This window comes from Pseudomonas sp. BE134 (genome assembly GCF_031456105.1).
Classification (GTDB): Bacteria; Pseudomonadota; Gammaproteobacteria; order Pseudomonadales; family Pseudomonadaceae; genus Aquipseudomonas.
Genome location: NZ_JAVDUA010000015.1, coordinates 1 through 22960, shown reverse-complemented (window position 1 = coordinate 22960; position 22960 = coordinate 1). Strand labels below are relative to the sequence as shown.

18 protein-coding genes and 1 other RNA gene are annotated in these 22960 nt (G+C 59.4%); 7 read left to right on the top strand and 12 right to left on the bottom strand.

Going from position 1 to position 22960, the window contains the following annotated elements; genetic code table 11:
- The first annotated feature begins 15 nt into the window (after positions 1–15).
- The 5 genes from ccoS to J2Y56_RS14090 all read left to right on the top strand — a co-directional run bounded on the left by ccoS (position 16) and on the right by J2Y56_RS14090 (position 4031).
- Positions 16–234: a cbb3-type cytochrome oxidase assembly protein CcoS gene (gene ccoS, locus J2Y56_RS14110; RefSeq protein ID WP_007945047.1), complete on the top strand. Its 219-nt coding sequence runs from the start codon at positions 16–18 to the stop codon at positions 232–234.
- The gene (locus tag J2Y56_RS14105) at positions 227–910 is read left to right on the top strand and encodes a sulfite exporter TauE/SafE family protein (RefSeq protein ID WP_007945046.1); all 684 of its coding nucleotides are present in this window, start codon (positions 227–229) and stop codon (positions 908–910) included. Before ccoS ends, J2Y56_RS14105 begins: the two co-directional genes overlap by 8 nt.
- 259 nt (positions 911–1169) lie before the next feature.
- Positions 1170–2552, top strand: coding sequence for an oxygen-independent coproporphyrinogen III oxidase (gene hemN / locus J2Y56_RS14100; protein WP_310350964.1), 1383 nt, complete (start codon positions 1170–1172; stop codon positions 2550–2552).
- A 116-nt stretch (positions 2553–2668) separates the two neighbouring features.
- Positions 2669–3403 carry a fumarate/nitrate reduction transcriptional regulator Fnr gene (fnr, locus tag J2Y56_RS14095; protein ID WP_007949482.1) on the top strand — a complete coding sequence of 245 codons (735 nt, stop codon included), beginning with the start codon at positions 2669–2671 and terminating at the stop codon, positions 3401–3403.
- A 79-nt stretch (positions 3404–3482) separates the two neighbouring features.
- Entirely contained in the window at positions 3483–4031 is a 549-nt protein-coding gene (locus J2Y56_RS14090) for an adenine phosphoribosyltransferase (RefSeq protein WP_007949480.1), read from the top strand.
- Positions 4032–4146: 115 nt separating this feature from the next.
- Here the strand turns inward: J2Y56_RS14090 and J2Y56_RS14085 are convergent, their stop codons facing one another.
- The 5 genes from J2Y56_RS14085 to dnaX all read right to left on the bottom strand — a co-directional run bounded on the left by J2Y56_RS14085 (position 4147) and on the right by dnaX (position 9873).
- Positions 4147–5295 (bottom strand): acyl-CoA dehydrogenase family protein, encoded by a 1149-nt coding sequence (locus J2Y56_RS14085; RefSeq protein ID WP_310350777.1) that lies wholly within the window; start codon positions 5293–5295, stop codon positions 4147–4149.
- 171 nt (positions 5296–5466) lie between these two features.
- Positions 5467–6069, bottom strand: coding sequence for a recombination mediator RecR (gene recR / locus J2Y56_RS14080; protein WP_007949478.1), 603 nt, complete (start codon positions 6067–6069; stop codon positions 5467–5469).
- A 65-nt stretch (positions 6070–6134) separates the two neighbouring features.
- Positions 6135–7169, bottom strand: coding sequence for an NADP-dependent oxidoreductase (locus J2Y56_RS14075; RefSeq protein ID WP_310350774.1), 1035 nt, complete (start codon positions 7167–7169; stop codon positions 6135–6137).
- Between the two features lie 244 nt (positions 7170–7413).
- Entirely contained in the window at positions 7414–7752 is a 339-nt protein-coding gene (locus tag J2Y56_RS14070) for a YbaB/EbfC family nucleoid-associated protein (RefSeq protein ID WP_007949476.1), read from the bottom strand.
- 66 nt (positions 7753–7818) lie between these two features.
- Positions 7819–9873: a DNA polymerase III subunit gamma/tau gene (gene dnaX / locus J2Y56_RS14065; protein ID WP_310350771.1), complete on the bottom strand. Its 2055-nt coding sequence runs from the start codon at positions 9871–9873 to the stop codon at positions 7819–7821.
- A gap of 142 nt (positions 9874–10015) precedes the next feature.
- Between dnaX and J2Y56_RS14060 the strand changes: the two genes are divergently transcribed.
- A complete protein-coding gene (locus J2Y56_RS14060) occupies positions 10016–10774 on the top strand; it encodes an ABC transporter substrate-binding protein (protein WP_007949473.1) in 759 nt (252 codons plus the stop codon).
- 161 nt (positions 10775–10935) lie between these two features.
- Here the strand turns inward: J2Y56_RS14060 and J2Y56_RS14055 are convergent, their stop codons facing one another.
- From J2Y56_RS14055 to J2Y56_RS14025, 7 genes are all read right to left on the bottom strand, one after another.
- A complete protein-coding gene (locus J2Y56_RS14055) occupies positions 10936–11460 on the bottom strand; it encodes a hypothetical protein (RefSeq protein ID WP_007949472.1) in 525 nt (174 codons plus the stop codon).
- 708 nt (positions 11461–12168) lie between these two features.
- Positions 12169–12265, bottom strand: an RNA gene (gene ffs, locus J2Y56_RS14050) — signal recognition particle sRNA small type.
- 309 nt (positions 12266–12574) lie between these two features.
- Entirely contained in the window at positions 12575–13741 is a 1167-nt protein-coding gene (locus J2Y56_RS14045) for a putative zinc-binding metallopeptidase (RefSeq protein ID WP_310350770.1), read from the bottom strand.
- A gap of 152 nt (positions 13742–13893) precedes the next feature.
- The gene (gene ligA / locus J2Y56_RS14040; RefSeq protein WP_007949470.1) at positions 13894–16254 is read right to left on the bottom strand and encodes an NAD-dependent DNA ligase LigA; all 2361 of its coding nucleotides are present in this window, start codon (positions 16252–16254) and stop codon (positions 13894–13896) included.
- 156 nt (positions 16255–16410) lie between these two features.
- Positions 16411–17265 carry a cell division protein ZipA gene (gene zipA, locus J2Y56_RS14035; RefSeq protein ID WP_007949469.1) on the bottom strand — a complete coding sequence of 285 codons (855 nt, stop codon included), beginning with the start codon at positions 17263–17265 and terminating at the stop codon, positions 16411–16413.
- A 314-nt stretch (positions 17266–17579) separates the two neighbouring features.
- Positions 17580–21068: a chromosome segregation protein SMC gene (gene smc / locus J2Y56_RS14030; RefSeq protein WP_310350765.1), complete on the bottom strand. Its 3489-nt coding sequence runs from the start codon at positions 21066–21068 to the stop codon at positions 17580–17582.
- Between the two features lie 2 nt (positions 21069–21070).
- Entirely contained in the window at positions 21071–21730 is a 660-nt protein-coding gene (locus J2Y56_RS14025; RefSeq protein WP_310350764.1) for a GntR family transcriptional regulator, read from the bottom strand.
- Between the two features lie 265 nt (positions 21731–21995).
- Here J2Y56_RS14025 and xdhA point away from each other — a divergent pair.
- A partial coding sequence (gene xdhA, locus J2Y56_RS14020) for a xanthine dehydrogenase small subunit (RefSeq protein ID WP_310350762.1) occupies positions 21996–22960 on the top strand: 965 nt, incomplete at its 3' end.

The following is a 22960-nucleotide window of genomic DNA, read 5'->3' as shown; positions in this document are numbered from 1 at the left end:
GCATGGAGTCCACCCATGCCAGCTCTATACGTGATGATCCCGGCCGCATTGGTGCTCGTGGCCATCGCTGTCTACATCTTCTTCTGGGCGGTCGACAGCGGTCAGTACGACGACCTCGACGGCCCGGCCCACAGCATTCTGTTCGACGACCAGGACCCGGCCCACAAAGCAGCGGTCGAAGAAGCCAGCGGCCATCCGGCCAAGCCGGACGACAAGGCGCCGCCTCATGCTTGAATTGGCGCCATTGCTGGTGTCTGCGGTAATTCTCGGTTTGCTCGGGGGTGGCCATTGCCTGGGCATGTGCGGCGGCTTGATGGGCGCGCTGACCCTGGCGATTCCCAAAGAGCAACGCAGCCGTCGCTTTCGGCTGCTGCTGGCCTACAACCTGGGACGAATCCTCAGTTATGCCACGGCCGGCCTGCTGATCGGCCTGGCGGGCTGGGCCGTGGCCAACAGTCCGGCTGCGATGTTTATGCGGGTCATCGCCGGGTTGCTGCTGATCGCCATGGGCCTGTACCTCGCCGGCTGGTGGAGCGGCCTGACCCGCATCGAAAGCCTGGGTCGCGGCCTGTGGCGGCATATCCAGCCGGTTGCCAACAAACTGTTGCCAGTGTCGAGCCTGCCCCGCGCCCTGCTGCTGGGGGCGCTTTGGGGCTGGCTGCCGTGCGGGTTGGTTTACAGCACGTTGCTGTGGTCGGCCAGCCAGGGCAATGCGCTGGACAGTGCCTTGTTGATGCTCGCGTTCGGACTCGGCACCTGGCCGGTGCTGCTTGCCACGGGCCTGGCCGCTGAGCGGGTGACGGCGCTGTTGCGCAAACGCAGTGTGCGTATGGCCGGTGGATTGCTGGTGATGGTGTTTGGCATTTGGACCTTGCCAGGGCCGCATCAGCATTGGCTGATGGGCCACTAGATCAACACCACAGCTCTGTAGCAGCTGCCGAGCCTGCGAGGCTGCGTTCGGCTGCGAAGCAGGCGTGAAATCAGGCAATGCGGTGCTTCAGGAAAACCTCGCGTTCAGGGTTTACGACTGCTTCGCAGCCGAACGCAGCCTCGCAGGCTCGGCAGCTGCTACAGGTCCGTGCTCACCGTTGATGCAAATCAAGATACCCAACCGCCCCACGCCCTAGACTCGCAGACACTGCCAGCCTATCCGGGGGAATGCCCGCATGATGCTCGACGCCATTAGTTGGGACACCGATCTGATCCGCCGTTATGACTTGGCGGGACCGCGTTACACCTCTTACCCGACTGCGGTGCAATTCAACAGTCAGGTCGGCTCGTTCGACCTGTTCCACGCGCTGCGCGACAGCCGCAAGACGATGCGTCCGTTGTCGCTGTACGTGCACGTGCCGTTTTGCGCGAACATTTGCTACTACTGCGCCTGCAACAAAGTCATCACCAAAGACCGTGGCCGCGCCCTGCCCTACTTGCAGCGCCTTGAGCAGGAAATCCAGCTGATCGCCTGTCACCTCGACCCGGCGCAGAAGGTCGAACAGCTGCACTTTGGCGGTGGCACCCCGACTTTTCTCAGTCATGATGAACTGCGCCAGTTGATGGCCCAGTTACGCAAACACTTCAACTTGTTGGATGACGATTCCGGCGACTATGGCATCGAAATCGACCCTCGCGAAGCCGACTGGTCGACCATGGGCCTGCTGCGCGAACTGGGCTTCAACCGCGTCAGCATTGGCCTGCAAGACCTCGACCCGGCGGTGCAACGGGCGGTCAATCGCCTGCAAAGCCTGGAAGAAACCCGCGCAGTAATCGACGCCGCCCGGACCCTGCAATTTCGTTCGATCAACATTGACCTGATTTATGGCTTGCCCAGGCAGACGCCCGAAAACTTCGCCCACACCGTCGATGAAGTGATCAACCTGCAACCAGATCGGCTCTCGGTATTCAACTATGCGCACCTGCCAGAACGCTTCATGCCACAGCGGCGCATCAACAGCGACGAGCTGCCCACGCCAGCGCAGAAGCTGGAAATGCTCCAGCGCACCATTGAACAACTGACCGCTGCCGGCTACCGCTACATCGGCATGGACCACTTTGCCCTGCCCGACGACGAATTGGCTATTGCCCAGGAAGATTCGACCCTGCAACGCAACTTTCAGGGCTACACCACCCACGGCCATTGCGATCTGATCGGTTTGGGGGTGTCCGCCATCAGCCAGATCGGCGACCTGTACTGCCAGAACACCAGCGACCTGGCGCAATACCAGAACACCCTGGCCACCGCTCAACTGGCCACCTGCCGTGGCCTGGTGTGCAACGCCGATGACCGGTTGCGACGGGCGGTGATACAGCAGCTAATCTGCAATTTCAGCCTGGAATTCGTCGAAATCGAGGAGGTCTTCAACATCGACTTTCGCGGTTACTTCGGCCAATTGTGGCCGCAGCTTCAGACCATGGCCGATGACGGCTTGATCACCCTCGACAACGAACGAATCACCGTTCTGCCGGCCGGTCGTTTGCTGGTGCGGTCGGTGTGCATGGTGTTTGATGCCTATCTGCAAGAGCTCAACCACCAACGGTTTTCCAGGGTGATCTAGCCACCCCCAAACATCGCCCTATATCGTCTCAGGACAATATCTGCGCAAACTGGCCGGAACGCCCTCCTGTGGGTTACCCTTACGTCTTATGTGTGTTTCCCACAAGGATTGAAGAAATGTCCGAGCCAGTCAAACTGCGTGCTCATAACCAGGCCCATTGCAAGGATTGCAGCCTCGCCCCCCTGTGTTTACCGCTGTCTCTGAACCTGGAAGACATGGATGCACTGGACGACATCGTCAAACGCGGCCGCCCGCTGAAAAAAGGCGAGTTCCTGTATCGCCAGGGCGACACTTTCGATTGCGTTTACGCAGTACGCTCCGGCGCCCTCAAGACGTTCAGCCTGAGCGACAGTGGTGAGGAGCAACTCACCGGCTTCCACCTGCCGAGTGAACTGGTCGGCCTGTCGGGCATGGACACCGAAAAGCATCCCGTGTCCGCGCAAGCGCTGGAAACGACTTCGGTGTGCGAAATCCCTTTCGACCGCCTCGACGAACTGGCCCTGCAACTGCCGCAATTGCGCCGTCAGTTGATGCGCGTCATGAGCCGCGAGATTCGTGAAGATCAACAAATGATGTTGCTGCTGTCGAAAAAAACCGCCGACGAGCGCATCGCAACGTTCCTGGTCAACCTGTCGGCACGTTTTCGCGCCCGCGGCTTCTCGGCCAACCAGTTCCGCCTGAGCATGTCGCGCAACGAAATCGGCAACTACCTGGGGCTGGCGGTCGAAACCGTGTCCCGGGTCTTCACCCGATTCCAGCAGAACGAATTGATCGCGGCCGAAGGCAAAGAAATCCATATCCTTGACCCGATCCAGCTCTGTGCGTTGGCCGGCGGCTCTGTCGAAGGCTGATTACAACCCTTGCGGCTGAGCGAAACCGTTCAGCCGCCGTTATACTGCGACGTTTGCAACCTGCCAGGACACCTTGACGATGGTCTTCGACTCCTTCGACATCAAATCCCTGATCCGCCCCGTGATCGACTTCCCCAAGCCGGGTGTGATCTTTCGTGACATCACACCGTTGTTTCAATCGCCCACGGCCCTGCGCCTGGTGATGGACAGCTTTGCCCATCGCTACGTCGAAGCCGATTTCACCCACATTGGTGCGATGGATGCGCGTGGCTTTCTGATCGGTTCGGTGCTGGCCTATCAGCTGAACAAGCCGCTGGTGTTGTTCCGCAAGCAAGGCAAACTGCCGGCCGACGTGCTGGCCGAAGGTTACGCGACCGAGTACGGCGAAGCGTTCCTCGAAGTGCATGCCGACAGCCTGTGCGAGGGCGATTCGGTCGTGATGTTCGATGACCTGATCGCCACGGGCGGTACACTCATCGCCGCGGCGAACCTGATTCAACGCATGGGCGCGAGGGTCCATGAAGCGGCGGCGATTATTGATCTGCCGGAGCTGGGCGGGTCGCAGCGGTTGGAGGATATGGGGATTCCTACTTTCTGCCTGACGCAGTTTGCGTTGACTGACAAGTAAGCGGTGCCTTCAAAATTCGCGAGCAGGCTCGCTCCCACTAGGGTTTTGTGAACACCACAAATCCAGTGTGGGAGCGAGCCTGCTCGCGAAGGCGTCAGTGGCAACACTTCAGGCATCAAAGCCCCATCTGCTTACTGATAATCTCGTTCATCACTTCCCGCGTCCCGCCTCCAATCGACAAAATCCGGTTATCCCGGTACAGGCGCTCCACCAGGCTTTCGCGCATGTAACCCAAACCACCGAGGATCTGCACCGCGTCGGTGACGATCCGGTCCGCGGTATCGGTGGCAAAATTCTTCGCCATCGAAATCTCCTTGATCACACTCTTCCCCGTCGCCATCTTCGCCGCCTGGCGATAAGTAAATTCCCGGGACACCTCCAGCGCTGTCGCCATCTCGGCGAGGCGGTGTTTGAGTACCTGGAACTTGCCGATGGGCTTACCGAAAGCTTCGCGCTGGCGTGCCCATTTCAGGCTTTCCTCCAGCGCCAGCTGCGCGGTCATGTTGGCCATCAGCGCCAACGCCAGCCGCTCACTTTGAAAGTTGCCCATGATGCAGGCGAAGCCCATGTTTTCCGCACCGATCAGATTACCCACCGGCACCCTGCAATCGTCGAAGAACAACTCCGCCGTGTCCGACGCCCACCAGCCCATTTTCTTCAGCTGACGGCCAACGGTGAAACCGGGTGTGCCCTTTTCGATCAACAACAGGCTGATACCACCAAAACCCGGCTCGCCAGTGCGCACCGCGACGGTGTAGAAATCGGCACGAACGCCGCTGGTGATAAAGGTTTTGCTGCCGCTTACGCGGTAGAAGTCGCCGTCGTGCACGGCACGGGTTTGCAGGTTGGCGACGTCGGAACCGCCGCCGGGTTCGGTGACGGCCAAGGCGCTGATCTTCTCGCCGGACAATACCTGTGGCACGACGCGATCGCGGACTTCAGGCCTGGCCCACTTGAGGATCGGTGGCAGGCCGATGTCCAGCGAACCGAGACCGGCCACCAGTCCCCCAGAACCGCAGCGCATCAGCTCTTCGCTGGCGGCGACCTTGGCGAACAGATCGCCTTCGTGACTGCCGCCCAGTGCTTCGGGGTAGCCAATGCCCAGAATCCCCGCGCTACCAGCCTTGAGGTAGAGCTCACGGGGGAAGCTTTCCGCTTCCTCCCACTGATTAATGTCCGGGAGAATCTCACGCTCGACGAAACGTCTGACGCTGTCACGGACCAATTGATGGCTGGGATCGAAGTATTCCTGAAAGGCAGGCATCGGCGAACTCCACTGAAGATTCAGCGACGTTAACCGAGCGCTTGCTTGGTTTTCAACAGGAATGTGAATCAGCGGGACCGAGGCGCCTCCATCGCGGGCAAGCCCGCTCCCACAGGTGCAGCGCTGTACCTGCTGGGAGCGGGCTTGCCCGCGAAGGGGCCATTTCAGCCACTACAAGGCAATCGGCTTACGCCCCGCAAACGAATGCGCCAACGTCCCGCCATCCACCAACTCCAGCTCGCCACCCAACGGCACGCCATGGGCGATACGCGAGGCAATCAGGCCTTTATTGCTGAGCAACTGTGCGATGTAGTGCGCCGTCGCCTCACCCTCCACCGTCGGGTTGGTCGCGAGGATCACTTCCGTAAAGCTGCCGGCCTCTTCAATTCGCGCCATCAACTGCGGGATGCCTATCGCCTCTGGCCCGAGGCCGTCGAGCGGGGACAAATGCCCCTTGAGGACAAAGTAGCGACCACGGAACCCGGTCTGCTCCACCGCATAGACATCCATCGGACCTTCCACCACACACAACAAGGTGTCATCGCGCCGGGTATCCGCGCACTGCGGGCACAGGTCGTCTTCGGTCAGCGTGCGGCACAACCGGCAATGGCCCACCCCTTCCATGGCTTGGCTCAAGGCCGACGCCAGCCGCGAACCACCGCTGCGATCACGTTCAAGCAATTGCAGCGCCATGCGCTGGGCGGTTTTCTGACCCACGCCCGGCAAAATTCGCAGGGCATCGATCAGTTGGCGAATCAAAGGGCTGAAGCTCATGGGGAAACGTCCGACAAAACAACGAGACGCGGTTTATACCCGCGCCTCTCTTTAGCGTCAAATACTCAGTCTTGAGATACCCGCACCACCAGTTTGCCGAAGTTGCGCCCTTCCAGCAGACCAATGAACGCTTCGGGCGCCTGCTCCAGGCCATCGACCACGTCTTCGCGGAATTTAACCTTGCCATCACGGACCCACGGCGCCATGGCACTGATGAATTCCGGCTGCCGGTCACCATAGTCATCGAACACGATGAAGCCCTGAATCCGCACACGCTTGGTCAAAATCGTCCGTTGCAATAGCGGCAGGCGATCCGGTCCGGTCGGCGCTTCATGGGCGTTGTAGGAAGCGATCAGGCCACACAGCGGAACCCGCGCTTTGGCGTTGAGCAACGGCACTACCGCGTCGAACACCTTGCCGTCGACGTTCTCATAGTAAATGTCGATACCGCTGGAGCACGCCTGCGCCAACTCATCGGCAAAGTTCGGGCTCTTGTGGTCAACGCACGCATCAAAACCTAACTCGTCGACGACATAACGGCATTTTTCCGCACCACCGGCCACACCGACCACGCGCAGGCCCTTGATCTTCGCCACCTGGCCGACCACTGAACCCACCGCCCCGGACGCCGCCGCGACCACCAGTGTTTCACCGGCCTTCGGCTGACCAATGTCCATCAAGCCCATATAAGCCGTCATGCCCGGCATGCCCAGCACCCCCAAGGCCATCGACGGGTTTGCCAGACCGGACGGCACCGGGATGATATTTCGACCGTCGCTGATGCTGTGGCTTTGCCAGCCGGTGGCACCCACCACCACATCACCTTCCTGGAATTTTGGATTCGACGATCGCTCGACCCGGCTGACAGCCCCACCGGTCATAACCTCGCCGATTTCCACGGGGGCGGCGTAGGACGGAGCATCACTCATGCGACCGCGCATGTACGGGTCCAGCGACAGGTAGAGGGTCTTGAGCAGTACCTGGCCATCAGCGAGGTCCGGAAGTGCCTCCCTCTCCAGACGAAAATTCTCCGGCGTCGGCGCGCCTACCGGGCGGGATGCCAGGACGATACGTTGGTTGAGGGTCAATGCTTGTGGCATGTGAGCGTCTCCTGTTTATCGAGAATCGGGTGGTATAGGGGAGCAGACCGTTTGGGTGGTGTGGCGTTCGAAGTTTCTGACTCCGATCGTTCCCACGCTCTGCGTGGGAATGCAGCCCGGGACGCTCCGCGTCCCAGCAGCGGACGCAGAGCGTCCATTGAGGCATCACCCATCAGCCACAAACAAAAATGCCAGGCGCGATGCCTGGCATTTTTTTGTAGCTCATCCGACGCGCTTTAGCGAATCAGAATGGCAGTTTCATGCCCGGCGGCAGTTGCATGCCAGCGGTCACGCCGGACATTTTGTCCTGGCTATTGGCTTCGATCTTGCGCACGGCATCGTTGACGGCGGCGGCGACGACGGCTTCCAGCATTTCTTTGTCGTCTTCGCTCAAGCCTTCGACCAGGCTCGGGTCAATGGTCACGCTCTTGACGTCGTGACGACCGGTCATCACCACGGTGACCATATCGCCGCCCGCTTTACCGATGACTTCGGCGTTGGCCAGCTCTTCCTGCATCTTGGCCATTTTTTCCTGCATCTGCTGTGCCTGCTTCATCAGGCCGGCCATGCCACCTTTCATCATGGGAATCACCTCAAAAGTACTTGGATTAAACAGCGCCCGATCCTGTTGACCGAACGCCTTCAGTTATTAGCCCTGACTGACCAGAGCGTCGACAGGTTCAATAGTATCGTTACGGATCACCGCACCGAACTGTTGCATCATTTGCTGGATGAACGGATCGCCGTGGATCGACTCTTCGGCCTCGCGCTGACGGTTGGCACGGCGCCGGGATGCCGCCTGTGCCGGGGTTTCCTGTTCAGGCTTGATCAGCTCCATGCTCAGGGTCAGTGTGCGCCCGTGAAACTGGTTCAGCGCATCATTGAGGCGACGCTGCTGGGTCGCGTTGAACAAGGCGCTGTGGGCCGGGTCCAGGTGCATCAGCCAGTGATCACCCTCGACGGAAATCAACGTGCAGTTGGCGGCGATGCTGCCCGTCATGCCGGAGATCGGCAGTTTCGGGAACAGCTCCAGCCATTGCGCCGCCAGACCGGTGGCCGGCATCGCAGCCGGTTCCGGCTCTGGCTCCGGCCCGGGATCGGCGGCATGCTCGCTGGCCAGTTCATCGAGGTAGCTGTAGGCCGAATCCATGTCCGGCTCGATGTAATCCTCGTCCAGCGGCGGCTCGTCGTCCTGATCCATGCCCGGCGTGGCGGCATCGACGTCGGCAACGGACGGTTCCGGGATCGGCGCAGCGGCCCACTCCGGCGCGTCGGGCACCACGCTGTCCGGCGTTGGCAACGGCATGGGCGGCAACTCAGGCTGCTCGCCAGCGGTTTCCAGCACCGGCTCGATGGCGGGTTGCTGCACAACTTCGGGCGTGACCGGGTCATTCCACGGCAGGTCGACGACTTCCTCGACCACAACGGGCTCAACCACCGGTTCAGGCACGACAACGGGCGCAACCGATTCAGGTTCCGGCGCGGGAACTGGAGCAGGTGCAACTGCCGCAGCAACTACCGGCGCGACAACGGGCGCGGTAGCCACTGAATTTGCGGAATCAACTGTGGCCTGGCTGATCCCCACTGGCTTTAGCGGTTGCCTCGGGGCATCCGAGGTGTCTGCCGGGCGGAAAGCGAGCATCCGCAGCAGCACCATTTCAAAACCACCACGCGGGTCCGGCGCCAGCGGTAAATCACGCCGGCCGATCAGGCCCATTTGGTAATAAAACTGCACGTCTTCGGCCGGCAAGGCCTGGGCCAGCGCCAGCACCCGGTCACGGTCGCCGTGACCGTTGTCGACGCCTTCAGGCAAGGCCTGGGCGATGGCGACACGGTGCAGCACGTTGAGAATTTCCGAGAGTACGCCGTTCCAGTCCGGGCCTTGTTCGGCCAGATGACGGACGGCTTCAAGCAACGCCTTGGCGTCACCTTCGATCAACGCATGCAGAACGTCGTAGACCTGGCCGTGATCCAGCGTCCCGAGCATCGCCCGCACGTCAGCGGCCATGACCTTGCCTTCACCGAAGGCGATGGCCTGATCGGTGAGACTCATGGCATCGCGCATCGAGCCATCGGCGGCACGTCCCAGCAGCCACAGCGCGTCATCTTCGAACGGCACGTTCTCGACACCCAGCACGTGGGTCAAATGCTCGACCACACGTTCCGGCGTCATGTTCTTCAGGGAGAATTGCAGGCACCGCGACAGAATGGTTGCTGGAAGTTTCTGCGGATCGGTCGTCGCCAGGATGAACTTGACGTAGGGTGGAGGCTCTTCAAGGGTTTTCAACAGCGCATTAAAGGAATGGCTGGAGAGCATGTGCACTTCGTCGATCAGGTAAACCTTGAAGCGCCCACGACTCGGGGCGTACTGCACGTTGTCGAGCAGTTCGCGGGTGTCCTCGACCTTGGTCCGGCTCGCGGCGTCGATCTCGATCAAGTCGACAAAGCGCCCTTCATCGATTTCGCGGCAGACCGAGCACTCGCCGCACGGCGTCGACGTGATACCTGTTTCACAGTTCAGGCATTTGGCGATGATGCGCGCGATGGTAGTCTTGCCGACCCCGCGGGTACCGGTAAACAGGTAGGCGTGGTGCAACCGCTGGCTGTCCAAGGCATTGATCAGAGCCTTGAGCACATGGGTCTGGCCGACCATTTCGCGGAACGAGCGCGGACGCCATTTACGTGCAAGAACCTGATAACTCATCGAAAACCGTCGCAACGAAGGAACAGAAGCGGCTAATGCTAGCGGAGCAAGGGCAAAATTGCATCCGGTGTGCTCGTCTAATCTGGCTAAGCTGCACTTTGGGGGCTCTAATCAGCCCGGTTTCAGAGGTACCGGAGCGTTTATGCGTTGTGCCTTGGGGGCATTGCTGTGGATAAGCCTGAACGTCGACGCTGCCGAATCGCCGTTGCGCTTTGTCGTGCCTGACAGTTGGGCGATGCCGATGGTGCAACTGGATCACGGTGGCGTGACCCAGGGCATTCTGTATGACGTGATGCTCAGCCTCGCCACTCAGGTCGGTGTGCCAGCCGAATTTCATGTAATGCCCCGGGCGCGGGTGCAAAACGCCATGGAACACGGCGAGGTCGATGTGCGTTGCTATGCCGCACAGTCCTGGCTACCCAATCAGTCCGGCGACTACATCTGGAGCATTCCGATTTGGCATCAGCACGACGTGCTGATCGGCCTGCCAGAATCGCCAGATTCGATAACGCCAGCCAATTTGCCTCGGCAACCGGTCGGCACGGTACTCAGCTATAGCTATCCGACGCTGCAACCCTTGTTCGACACCGACCGCCTGCTCCGCGAAGATGCACGCAATCAGGAGCAAGTACTGGAAAAGCTCCACGCCGGGCGCTATCGCTATGCCGTGAGCAATCAATGGACACTGGACTGGTTCAACCAGCGCCTGTTACCCGACCGGCAACTGAAAGCGCTGGCCGTGTTGCAGGAACAGAATGTCGGCTGTTACGTGCGCAACGATCCCAAGGTGCCGGTGCAGCGTATTCTGCGCACGTTGCTGCGGATGAAAATGTCGGGGGAGATTGATGACATTATTCGCCTGTACATCGGGAGCAAGTCATCCAACGTGGTGGCTAATTGAGGAAAGAGAATGGCCTGAACTGCTTACCATTTAAAAAATAGCAGAGAGCCAGTTCAGGACTTAATCTAATAATAATCTCTCAACAGCGTTAGATTGCTAAACATTTGACCAGGCTGGGCAATGCACTAATGGAAATATAGTGCAGGCGGTTTCACCACGCATTACTTATTAAGACCCAGCATGGCGCGCTGTGCCTCAGTCAAAGATTCGATACTGACCATTGCAGGAGTATTGATGCTCACCTTGGCGACTGGTTTACCCATATCAGCCGAGATTGACTCTGGAAGTTTGTACATCGCACCGGTTACCGGGTCGACGATAAGCAGTCCAATCAAACCTCCGATCAAGAAGTTACCCCAATACCAGCCGCTAATGTCCGAATCCAGGGTCACTGTCTTATCGGAATACCCCTCCTTCTTGAATAGCAAGGTATAGGTCTGCCCGGAAAAATAACCTTTACCAGACTTCAGCGTCACCGTGCTAGGCGCGTTGCCTGTATGGACGATCTGGCCCGACCTGTTCCGGATTTCAAAGGAAGCGCCCTCTGGCGCACTCATGACCGCCACCGGATACTCCGTTTCTCCGACGATGCTGGCACAGCCGTGAAGACTCAATATCGCTGCGAACGCAGCCGTTATTCTTATTATTCGTGTATTCATTGCCAGCCCCATTTGTTCTGCCGTCATTGCGGCGGCCTTTATTGGCCGACGCAGACTGTATAGAACGTTTCAAAACATGTCCGAACGGCTCAGAAGTTTTCATGGCTTTTCATGACTTTTCAGGGGTTTGGCATTTATGCACTGAATCCGCACTATTCGGACATTAGTTGCTCAACATCCAGACTGTGATTCCAATGTCTCATCCGCAGTCGCCTGGAGTTCAACACCACAACTGGTACGGAGAATTCGACCATCGGTTGTCGCCCCCAAGGTAACGCTTGACGTGGATCAAGTAAGACCGATGGCACGATGTTACTTATTAGATAACTGCTCAGGTTCACCTGGCCAGGTCATCAAATCCAATCAGGAGGTAAAATGCTTACAAAAAAGTGGACTGTAGCTGTGGTTTCCACAGTATTAGCCATCACCGCTCAAGCCGGGTTAGCTCAAGGAGTCTTTCTCTCGCCGACTGTGAATGATGCAAAAGTTGTTCAACATGGTGGTGGCTGCCGCAAAGCTTCTCCCCCAGGCCAGTGCTGCCATGCCGGATCGCAGCCGTACCACTGCCACTGATTATGGTGAGAGGACCACAGAGGTATAGGCTTGGAAGGAGAAATCGAGTCGACTAGAACGCCCAGCACGGCGCACCACTTGGGTGTACCTAATTGCTGTCGCACTTCGAGATTTTTTGACTGACAAATCCTTGTAGAACCAAGGATTAGAGATAGGTGGTAACCCCACCAGCCACACCCCGGCACACAATGTCACCGCTGCGGCTGCTCCCTTCCAGGCCTGACCGGGTTCACGGTTGATCGTTGCGGGGGGACCGATGGGGTCACCATAACGACGCTCACCTGACGGCGAGCCGCGCCATTGTACCTATCTGAGACGAAGTTACAACCGTTGGCGCGGATTAAAAAAAATGAGCAGCTTCAAGGACATGCAATACCTCAGAAACCCCGCACTCTGTAGCAGCTGCCGAAGGCTGCGTCCGGCTGCGCAGCAGTCGTAAAATCAGACGACGCGGTTTTTCAGGTAAGCCACCATCACCGAATTGGCGACTGCTGCGCAGCCGAACGCAGCCTCGCGCTGCTCGACAGCTGCTACAAGCGATTGCTGGCGGATGCGGTGTTGGCGATGGTTAGAGGTCCCGCAACACCTCATTCGCCCTGCCGCCCTCTTGCTGGATTACCAGGTGAATGAAGTGCAACTTGGCGATCACCGCTGGCGGCAGGACAAACGGATAGAAATCCGGCTGCCCCATGCTGCGTGACAGTTCATTGAGCATCCCGGCCAGTTCGAGCCACGCCTTGACGAACGCCAGAAACGCCGTGCCGCCCGGATGCTGCGGATCGTAGAGTGTGCTCGACGGAAATGGCGGGTAATCGAAATCCATTTCCCGCGCACTCATGCCAAAACCCAGGGCAGTGTCCACCGCATCCATCATGTGCAGGTAATGCGCCCAGGTTTCCGCCCAGTCTTCCCACGGGTGCATGGTCGCGTAGGCGCTGACGCATTGCTGTTGCCAGTCGAGAGGCGCGCCTTGCTGGTAATGCCGCTCCAGCGCCTCTGCGTAGCTCGCCCGCTCGTCACCGAACAGTCCGCGGAACGGTTCCAGCCATTGGCTGTTGGCGATCAGCCGATCCCAGTAGTAATGCCCGACCTCATGGCGAAAATGCCCGAGCAATGTGCGATAGGGTTCGTGCATCTGCACCCGGAGCTGCTCGCGGTGCGCATCATCGGCTTCTTTGATGTCGAGGGTGATCAGGCCGTTGGCGTGCCCGGTGGTCGGCGGCTTGCCTTCCAGATCGACACCGACGAAATCAAACGCCAGACCGGTGTCTTCGTCGAGAGCTTTGGGAATCACCTGCAAACCCAGACTGATCAACTGCGCGATCAGACGCCGCTTGGCCGTTTCCACCTTGCACCAGCGGTCGTGGTTTTCCGTAATCGACAGGTCAGGGATGGTGTGATTCAGACTACAGGCGATGCACAGCGCATCGTGGTCATTGGCCGGGAGTAGCCAGTTGCACGCGGCCGGGGAATCGAGATTGGCGCAGCGGCGGAACACGCCGGCTTGAGGGTCGGCATCGAGCCGCCAGGTATCAGCCTGCAAATCCGGTTGCAGCGACGACAAGCGACTCTGTTCGGGCTGATAACCCAACGCCGCCGAACAGGCCAGGCACTGGCTGTTGCGAAAGAACAGCGACTGCCCGCAACGGCACTGCCAGACCTTGCTGTTACGCGAGTTTTCACCGATGAAGGGCGCGGCGATGCGCGAGCTGAGCTGTTCGAAGAAGCGGTACATGGCGATCTCTCCCTGGGGGTTGCCAAGACTAGATCATTCTCACGCAGCGATCGTTCCCACGCTCTGCGTGGGAATGCATCTTGTGACGCTCCGCGTCAAAGGGACGCGGAGCGTCCAGGGCGGCATTCCCACGCGGAGCGTGGGAACGATCACTACTCGACAGGGATGCCGTGATGCTTCAGGAATTCAACGAACGCTTCTTCATCGAGTACCTTCAACCCCAGCTCATTAGCCTTGGCCAACTTGGAACCCGCCCCCGGCCCCGCCACCACGCAATGGGTCTTGGCGGACACCGAACCTGCCACCTTGGCGCCAAGGCTTTCAAGTTTGTCCTTGGCAATGTCGCGGCTCATCAACTCCAGCGAACCGGTCAGCACCCAGGTCTGCCCTGCCAGCGGCAAGCCTTCGACGACTTTCTTCTCGCTCTGCCAGTGCATGCCAAAATCGCGCAGCTGCTTCTCGGCAGCCTCAGCGAGCTGTCGATTATCCTCGAGCGCAAAAAACTCGCGAACCGAATTGGCCTGTTTCTCCGGCAACGCCTGGCGCATGTCCAGCCAGTCTGCGCTCATCACCGCTTCCAGCGAGCCAAACTTGTCCGCCAGCTTCTGCGCCCCACCCGGTCCGACCGAAGGAATGTGCAGTTTGTCGAGTAATCCGCCGAGCGTGGTGCTCGCCGCAAACTCGGCGCCCAGCTCGCCTTGATCCTGAATCTGCAGGCCGTGCTTGAGCAGTTCGTCGATCACTTGCTGGTTATGTGCATCTTCAAAGAAGCGGTGGATCTCGTGAGCCACTTCCAGACCAACGTCCGGCAAGTACGTGAGTACGTGCGGCAATGCCTGCTGAACCCGCTCCAGCGAGCCGAGGGAGCGCGCCAGCACCTTGGCCGTCTCTTCGCCGACATCGGGAATCCCAAGGGCGTAGATGAAGCGTGCCAGGCTCGGCTTTTTGCTGTCCTCGATGGCACTCAAAAGCTTGTTGCTCGATACCTCGGCAAACCCCTCAAGATCGACAATGTCGTCGAACTTCAAGGCATACAAATCGGCCGGCGAACCCACCAGGCCTTCGTCGACCAGTTGCTCGACGCTCTTGTCCCCCAAGCCCTCGATGTCCATCGCGCGACGGGAAACGAAGTGAATAATCGCCTGCTTTAGCTGCGCACCGCAGGCCAGACGACCGACGCAACGGTATACCGCGCCCTCGCTGACGGTCTCGCGACCTTTGCTGCGTTTGACCAGTTGCGTGCGCTCGACCTGCGAACCGCACACCGGGCACTGCTCGGGAATCTGTACCGGGCGAGCATCTTCCGGGCGGCGCTCAAGCACCACTTGCACCACTTGGGGAATCACGTCACCCGCACGGCGGATGATCACCGTATCGCCGATCATCAGGCCCAGACGCGCAACCTCATCCATGTTGTGCAAGGTCGCATTGGCCACGGTGACACCGGCCACCTTGACCGGCCTCAAGCGCGCCACCGGCGTGACGGCGCCGGTACGCCCCACCTGGAACTCGACGTCGAGCAGCTCGGTGAGTTCTTCCATGGCCGGAAATTTGTGCGCGATAGCCCAACGCGGTTCGCGCGCGCGGAAACCCAGTTCACGCTGAGAGGCGATGCTGTTGACCTTGAACACCACACCGTCGATTTCATACGCCAGCCCGTTACGGCGCTCGCCGATGTCACGGTAGTAATCCAGGCATTCGTCGATGCCGTGCGCCAGTTTCAGCTCATGACTGATCGGCATGCCCCACACCTGGAGCTGCTTGAGATTACCTATGTGCGTGTCGGCAATGTCCGCCGAAATCTGGCCAATACCGTAGCAGCAGAACTCCAGCGGGCGGTTGGCAGTGATCTTTGAATCCAGCTGTCGCAGGCTACCGGCTGCCGCGTTTCGCGGGTTGGCGAAGGTCTTGCCGCCGACTTCCAGCTGGGTGGCGTTGAGTCGTTCGAAACCGGCCTTGGACATGAACACTTCGCCGCGCACTTCCAGGGTCGCGGGCCAGCCAGTGCCATGCAACTTGAGCGGGATGTTGCGCACCGTGCGCACGTTGACGCTGATGTCTTCACCGGTGGTGCCGTCGCCCCGCGTCGCGCCGCGTACCAGCACGCCGTCCTGATACAGCAAGCTGACCGCCAAGCCATCGAGCTTGGGTTCGCAACTGTATTCCACCGCTGCACCGCCACCGAACAGATCACCCGCCGGCAGGTCCAGGCCTTCTGTCACTCGGCGATCGAACTCGCGCATGTCGGTTTCTTCGAAGGCATTACCGAGGCTGAGCATCGGCACTTCGTGACGCACCTGCGTGAACGCCGACAACGCCGCGCTGCCCACGCGCTGGGTCGGCGAATCGCTGGTGATCAGTTCGGGGTTAGCCGCTTCAAGGGCCTTTAGTTCGTGGAACAACCGGTCGTATTCGGCGTCAGGAATGCTTGGCTCGTCCAGTACGTGATAACGATAGTTGTGCTGATCCAGCTCAGCGCGCAGCTCTAGAATGCGGTTTTTGGCGGCGGTCATGGGTGTTCTCTCATAAAGCAAAAGAGCAGCCGAGGCTGCTCTATCTCATATCATCAAAATCAAGAGATCGCAGCCTCGTTTCACTCGACAGCTCCTACAGGGATAGCGATTTTCTGTAGGAGCTGTCGAGTGAAACGAGGCTGCGATCGTTTGACCTTAGCGCTTCTGGGTCAGGGCGCGACGCTCGAATTCAACGATGCGCTGACGGTAGTGCTCAATCGTCTGGGCGGTCAACACGCTGCGCTGGTCGTCTTTGAGTTCGCCATTCAGCTCCTGGGACAGTTTGCGCGCCGCTGCCACCATCACGTCGAAGGCTTGCTTGGGATGACGCGGGCCTGGCAGACCGAGGAAGAAGCTCACGGCCGGGGTGCTGAAGTGGTCAATGTCATCCAGATCAAAAACACCCGGCTTGACTGCGTTGGCCATTGAGAACAGGACTTCGCCATTACCGGCCATGCTTTCGTGACGGTGGAAGATGTCCATCTCACCGAAACGCAAACCGCTTTCCAGAATGTTCTGCAACAGCGCCGGGCCTTTGAAACCGGCGGCGTCACGGCAGATCACGCTGATCACCAGAACTTCTTCAGCTTGTGGCTGTTCTTTTTCACTGACCGCTGGCGAGGCCTTGGTGTCATCCGGGAAATCGTCGTCACGACTGCTGAAGCTCGGGCCGCCGTCCAGATCCAGGCTGAGGTTCATGTCGCCCTGGGAAGGTTCGCCATGGCCACGCTTACCGCGCTTGGAACCCGATTCGCGCGGTTCACGGGCAGGCATGCTCACCGACGGCAGATCCTGCTCGTCCAGTTGCGGCTCTTTCTGCGTATCCAGCACACGGTGCGGACCCAGCAGCTCTGCACCGGCGTCCTCTTCCGGTAAATTGGACAAACTTCGATCAAGACGGAATTTCAGTTTTCCCTTGCCGCCGCGCATCCGGCGCCAGCCATCAAAAAGAATACCGGCAATGACAATAATGCCGATGACGATCAGCCACTCGCGCAGACCGATTTCCATGTAATCCCGTGCCTCTATAAAAAATGCTGAAAAATAAGGGGTTTACAACCTGTAAACCGCTTTAAAACGTGGCGCCAACTCTATGTTCTGACAGGCGTTTTGCCCACGTATACGAAAAATTGACATTAAACTAGCACGACCAAAGGCAACTTTACACCGTCTGTCAAAATCACTGCGCAAATTGTGTCAATTTGCCATCCTCCTTCAACAGGTAACTCGGTCGTAAGGTCTGCGCAGCTCTAGCGGCAAGTCTCAAGCTTCAAGCCTCAAGCTACCCACTTGCAGCTCACGGCTTGTAGCTTGTGGCTACGCCGCTAGGCGTCCACCATCGCCATTGCTTCCTCGACATCCACCGCCACCAGACGCGAGCAACCCGGTTCATGCATCGTTACACCCATCAGTTGTTCGGCCATTTCCATGGCGATCTTGTTGTGGGTGATATAGATGAATTGCACCGTTTGCGACATCTCTTTGACCAGTCGTGCGTAGCGTCCAACGTTAGCGTCATCCAGTGGTGCGTCAACTTCATCGAGCATGCAGAACGGCGCCGGGTTCAACTTGAAGATCGCAAAAACCAGTGCCAAAGCAGTCAGGGCTTTTTCGCCACCGGAGAGCAAATGGATGGTGCTGTTCTTCTTCCCTGGCGGCTGCGCCATGATCGTTACCCCTGTATCGAGTAGATCTTCGCCCGTCAGTTCCAAATACGCGCGCCCTCCACCGAAAACTTTTGGGAAAAGCGCCTGTAAACCGCCATTGATCTGATCAAAGGTATCTTTGAAGCGGTTACGGGTTTCCTTGTCAATCTTGCGAATCACGTTCTCGAGCGTGTCCAGCGCTTCAACCAGATCATCGTTCTGCGCATCCAGATATCGCTTACGCTCGGATTGCTGCTGGTATTCATCGATGGCCGCCAGGTTGATCGCACCGAGGCGCTGAATGCGCGCGGCGATGCGTTCGAGTTCTTCTTCGGCGTCCTTCTCGCTGACTTCGGCAGTGAGCGTGGCGAGCACGCCATGCAGGTCGTAGCCGTCTTCAAGCAACTGCTCTTCGAGGGCTTTGCGGCGCACGGTCAGGGCTTGCCATTCCATGCGCTGGGTTTCCATCTGGCCGCGTATCAACTGCGACTGCTGCTCGGCCTGGTTACGCCGTTTCTCGGCATCGCGCAGTTCTCGGTCGGCGTCTTCCAAGGCGATCTGCGCGGTCTTGAGCTCTTCGTCGACGGTCATGCGCTTGTCGAGCAATTCTTCAAGTTTCAGCCGCAACTCTTCCAGTGGCGCCTCGCCCTCTTCCAGATTGAGGCTGAGCTGTTCGCGTTTTTCGGTCAGACGCTCGGACTGCATTTCCAGCCGTTCCAGCGCCTGGCGCGTCGAGTCGTGCTGTGCCTTGAGCGAACCGAGACGCACGGCCAATTGATGCGCGTGGTCCTTGTGCTGCCGGGCTTCCTGACGCACCCGATCCAGTCGCTCGCGCAAGCTGTCGCGCTGGGCCAGCAGCAATTCACGCTGCTCGGTGTCCAGCGCCATGGCGTCGAGGGCTTCCTGCAATTGCAGGCGCGCCTCACCGATGTTTTCGTGTTCCAGCGCACGCTGCTCGCTCAGCTCGGCCAACTCTTCGTCGAGACGCGTACGACGCAAGGTCAACTGTTCAGCCTTGGCTTTGCCGGCAGAAAGTTGTGCTTTCAATTCGCCTTGCTGGCGCGCTTCGTCTTGCAGCAGACGGCGCAGATGTTCGCGACCATTTTCCTGCTGACGCTGTTGCGCCCTGAGGTTTTGAAGTTGGGTTTCCAGGGTTTCGACCGTGGCTTCGCGCTCTTCGCGCTCCTCGGTCAAGCGCTGGATTTCCTGACCGCGCGCGAGCACACCGCTTTCGGCTTCGCTGGCCCGACGCACGCGCAAAAAGTGCCGACCGACCCAGTAACCATCTCGACTGATCAGGCTCTGCCCGGCCGTCAATTGACCGCGCAGCGCCAATGCCTGTTCGAGCTTGTCCACCGGTTTGACCTGCCCCAGCCACGGCGACAAATCGATCTGCGCCTCAACCTTGTCGAGCAGGCTGCCCGGCACGCGCTCACCATCGCTGGCGGGGCTGAGCAAGCGCAAATCGCCCTGGGCAAAACCGGCCAGATCGAAGTCGCCGAAGTCGTCTACCAGCACCGCTTGCAGATCGGCACCGAGCACGGTTTCCACCGCCAGCTCCCAACCCGCTTCAACCTTCAGACCTTCGGCCAGACGCGGACGATCCGCCAGATGTTGCTCACGCAACCATTCGGCGGTGCCGGTGCCCGGATCAAGCGCGGCTTGCTGCAAGGCTTCAAGGGACGCGAGACGACCGTTGAGGCGCTGCAGATCGCCTTGCGCCTGCTGCTGATTGTGCAGAGCCAGTTGCAGTTCCTGACGCAGTTGCTCAAGGCGTTCGACCTGGGCTTCTTCGCTGGCCTGCAAATCTTCAAGCGTTGCCTCGGACGCAGCAAGCTGTTCGCTGAGTTCCATGATCGCCGCGTCTTCCGGGTCTGCCGAAAGCAACGCGCGCTCTTCGCCGAGGCGCTTCTGACGGTCGGCCAAACGCTCCATGCTGGTTTCCAGCTGCTGGATCCGCGACTGTTGTACTTCAGACTGACGACGCGGCTCGGCGGCGGTCAGGTTGAACGTGTCCCACTGTTCCTGCCAACCGTGCATGGTGGTTTCGGATTCTTCCAGCGCAGCGGCGGCTTCTTCGGCGGCGGCGCTGGTGACTTCCTGCTCCGGCGTCAGCATGTCGAGCTCTTCGCCGAGGGTCAGCAACAGCGTGCGGTCGTGGCCCAGATGAGACTCGGTTTCCAGACGGGCGCGCTCGGCTTCTTTCAAATCGTCCTGCAACTGACGCAAGCGCTGCTGGCCGTGCTGGATGCTCTGCTCGACCCGGGCGATGTCGCCGCCGACCGAATAGAAGCGTCCTTGCACCAGATTGAAGCGTTCGGACAGGTCATGGTGCCCGTCCCGGAAGCGTTCGATGCTCGCATCGGCATTGCGTTGCTCGGCGACCAAGGCCTCGAAGGTGACTTCCTGGTTACCGATCACCGCTTCGCGCTGACCGACCTGTTCGTTCAACGCCTGCCAACGCAAGGCCGACAATTGGGCCTTGAGCTGCCGCTCTTCGCCTTTGAATTCCTGATACTTCTTCGCGGCTTCGGCCTGGCGGTGCAGACGCTCAAGCTGACGCTCCAGCTCTTCACGCAGGTCGGTCAGGCGCGCCAGGTTTTCGTGGGTGCGGCGGATGCGGTTTTCAGTCTCGCGCCGGCGCTCCTTGTACTTGGAGATACCCGCCGCTTCTTCAATAAAGTTGCGCAGGTCTTCGGGCTTGGACTCGATCAGCTTGGAGATCATCCCCTGCTCGATGATCGAGTAGCTGCGCGGGCCCAGGCCCGTACCCAGAAAGATATCGGTGATATCGCGACGGCGGCATTTGGTGCCGTTGAGGTAATAGGTGGTCTGGCTGTCGCGGGTCACTTTGCGGCGAATGGAGATTTCCGCATAGGCGGCGTATTCACCGAGCAGGGTGCCGTCGGAGTTGTCGAACACCAGCTCGATACTGGCCTGGCTCACCGGTTTACGGCTGGTCGAGCCGTTGAAAATGACGTCGGTCATAGACTCGCCGCGCAAGTTCTTGGCCGAGCTTTCGCCCATCACCCAGCGCACGGCGTCGATGATGTTCGACTTGCCGCAACCATTGGGCCCGACCACGGCCGCCATGTTGCTGGGGAAGTTCACGGTGGTCGGATCGACGAAGGATTTGAACCCCGCCAGCTTGATGCATTTAAGCCGCACGCTTAAACGTCCGTCAGGGCGGAAACCACCAGATCGCAACTGCGCTGGCCGTAAGCCGTCAGCACTTCGCGGATCTGCGGAAAGTCACGGCCCAGGACCGCGGCGAGCAGGCGTTCGAACAATTCGAGGAATTCGCTCATCGAGGCCTTGCGCTGGTCCAGGGCGAGAAAATACGCGCGGCTCATGGCCGGCTGCAGATTCTCGACGGTTTCCTGCAAGTACGGGTTGTTGGCGAAGGGGTACGCGGCGCGCATCACATTGAAGCTGTCGTCGACGAAGGTGCGGATGTCCTGACGCTCGTAACTGGCGGCCAGGCGCTGCTGGATTTGCACGAACGGCGCCATGTCGGCCTGGGTTTTCCAGCCGCTGGCCACGGCATTGCCGAGCAGAATGTACAGCTCGCTCATCAGCGCGCACAGGCTCTGCACCTTGTGCGCCGTGAGTTCGGTGACATGGGCACCCCGTCGCGGCAGGATCGCGATCAGGTGACGACGTTCAAGGATCAGCAAGGCCTCACGGACCGAGCCGCGGCTGACATTGAGTGCCAGCGTGACCTTCTGTTCCTGAATGCGCTCCCCGGGCTTCATTTCGCCGCGAATGATGCGTTCGGCGAGGTGGTGAGCAATTTGCTCGGCGAGGCTGTCCGGCGCCTTGAACGTCATGGTTGTCCTTCAAACTCTTCGATCTGCACAAGCGGCGCAGTGTAGCGCACTTGATCGGTCATGGCAGAGGGCCCGCTGGGTGGTTTTGGCACGATTCAAGCAAAAAGCAGGCAAGTGCGCGAGGGTCAATAATGAAGGAATGAAGGGTTGACCGACAAAACGCTGCTTCCTGACCTTAAAGTCAGAAAATCATTGACCGAAAAGTCAGACCTGCTAAATTCGGTCTTAGTCGGTTAACAACAATAATGAGTCTGCGAGGCCTTCCGTGATCCAGTTTTTACTTAACCAGGAACTCCGTAGCGAGCACGCCCTGGACCCAAACCTGACCGTGCTTAACTATCTGCGCGACCATGTGGGCAAACCCGGCACCAAAGAAGGCTGCGCCAGCGGTGACTGTGGCGCCTGCACCGTGGTGGTCGGCGAGTTGCAAACGGATAACGATGGTCGCGAACACATTCGCTATCGCAGCCTCAACTCGTGCCTGACGTTTGTCTCGTCACTGCACGGCAAACAACTGATCAGCGTTGAAGACCTCAAACACCAGGGCGAACTGCACAGCGTGCAAAAAGCCATGGTCGAGTGCCACGGTTCGCAATGCGGCTTCTGCACCCCGGGCTTCGTCATGTCGCTGTTCGCCCTGCAAAAGAACAGTGATGCACCGGACCCGCACAAAGCCCACGAAGCGCTGGCCGGCAATCTTTGCCGTTGCACCGGCTATCGGCCGATTCTGCAAGCCGCAGAGCAGTCCTGCTGCGGCAAGCAACCAGACCAGTTCGATGCGCGCGAAGCCGATACCATCGCGCGCCTGAAAGCCATCGCCCCCACGTCCATCGGTGAACTCAACAGTGGCGACAAGCGCTGCCTGGTGCCGCTGACCGTCGCTGACCTGGCCGACCTCTATGACGCTTATCCACAAGCCCGCCTGTTGGCCGGTGGTACGGACCTGGCGCTGGAAGTCACGCAGTTCCACCGCACCTTGCCGGTGATGATTTACGTCGGCAACGTGGCCGAGATGAAGCGCATCGAGCGTTTTGACGATCGCCTGGAAATCGGCGCTGCAACCGCCCTCTCCGATTGCTACGAAGCGTTGAATGCCGAGTATCCGGACTTCGGTGAATTGCTGCACCGTTTTGCGTCGCTGCAGATCCGCAACCAGGGCACCCTCGGCGGCAATATTGGCAACGCCTCGCCCATCGGCGACTCGCCTCCCCTGCTGATCGCTCTGGGCGC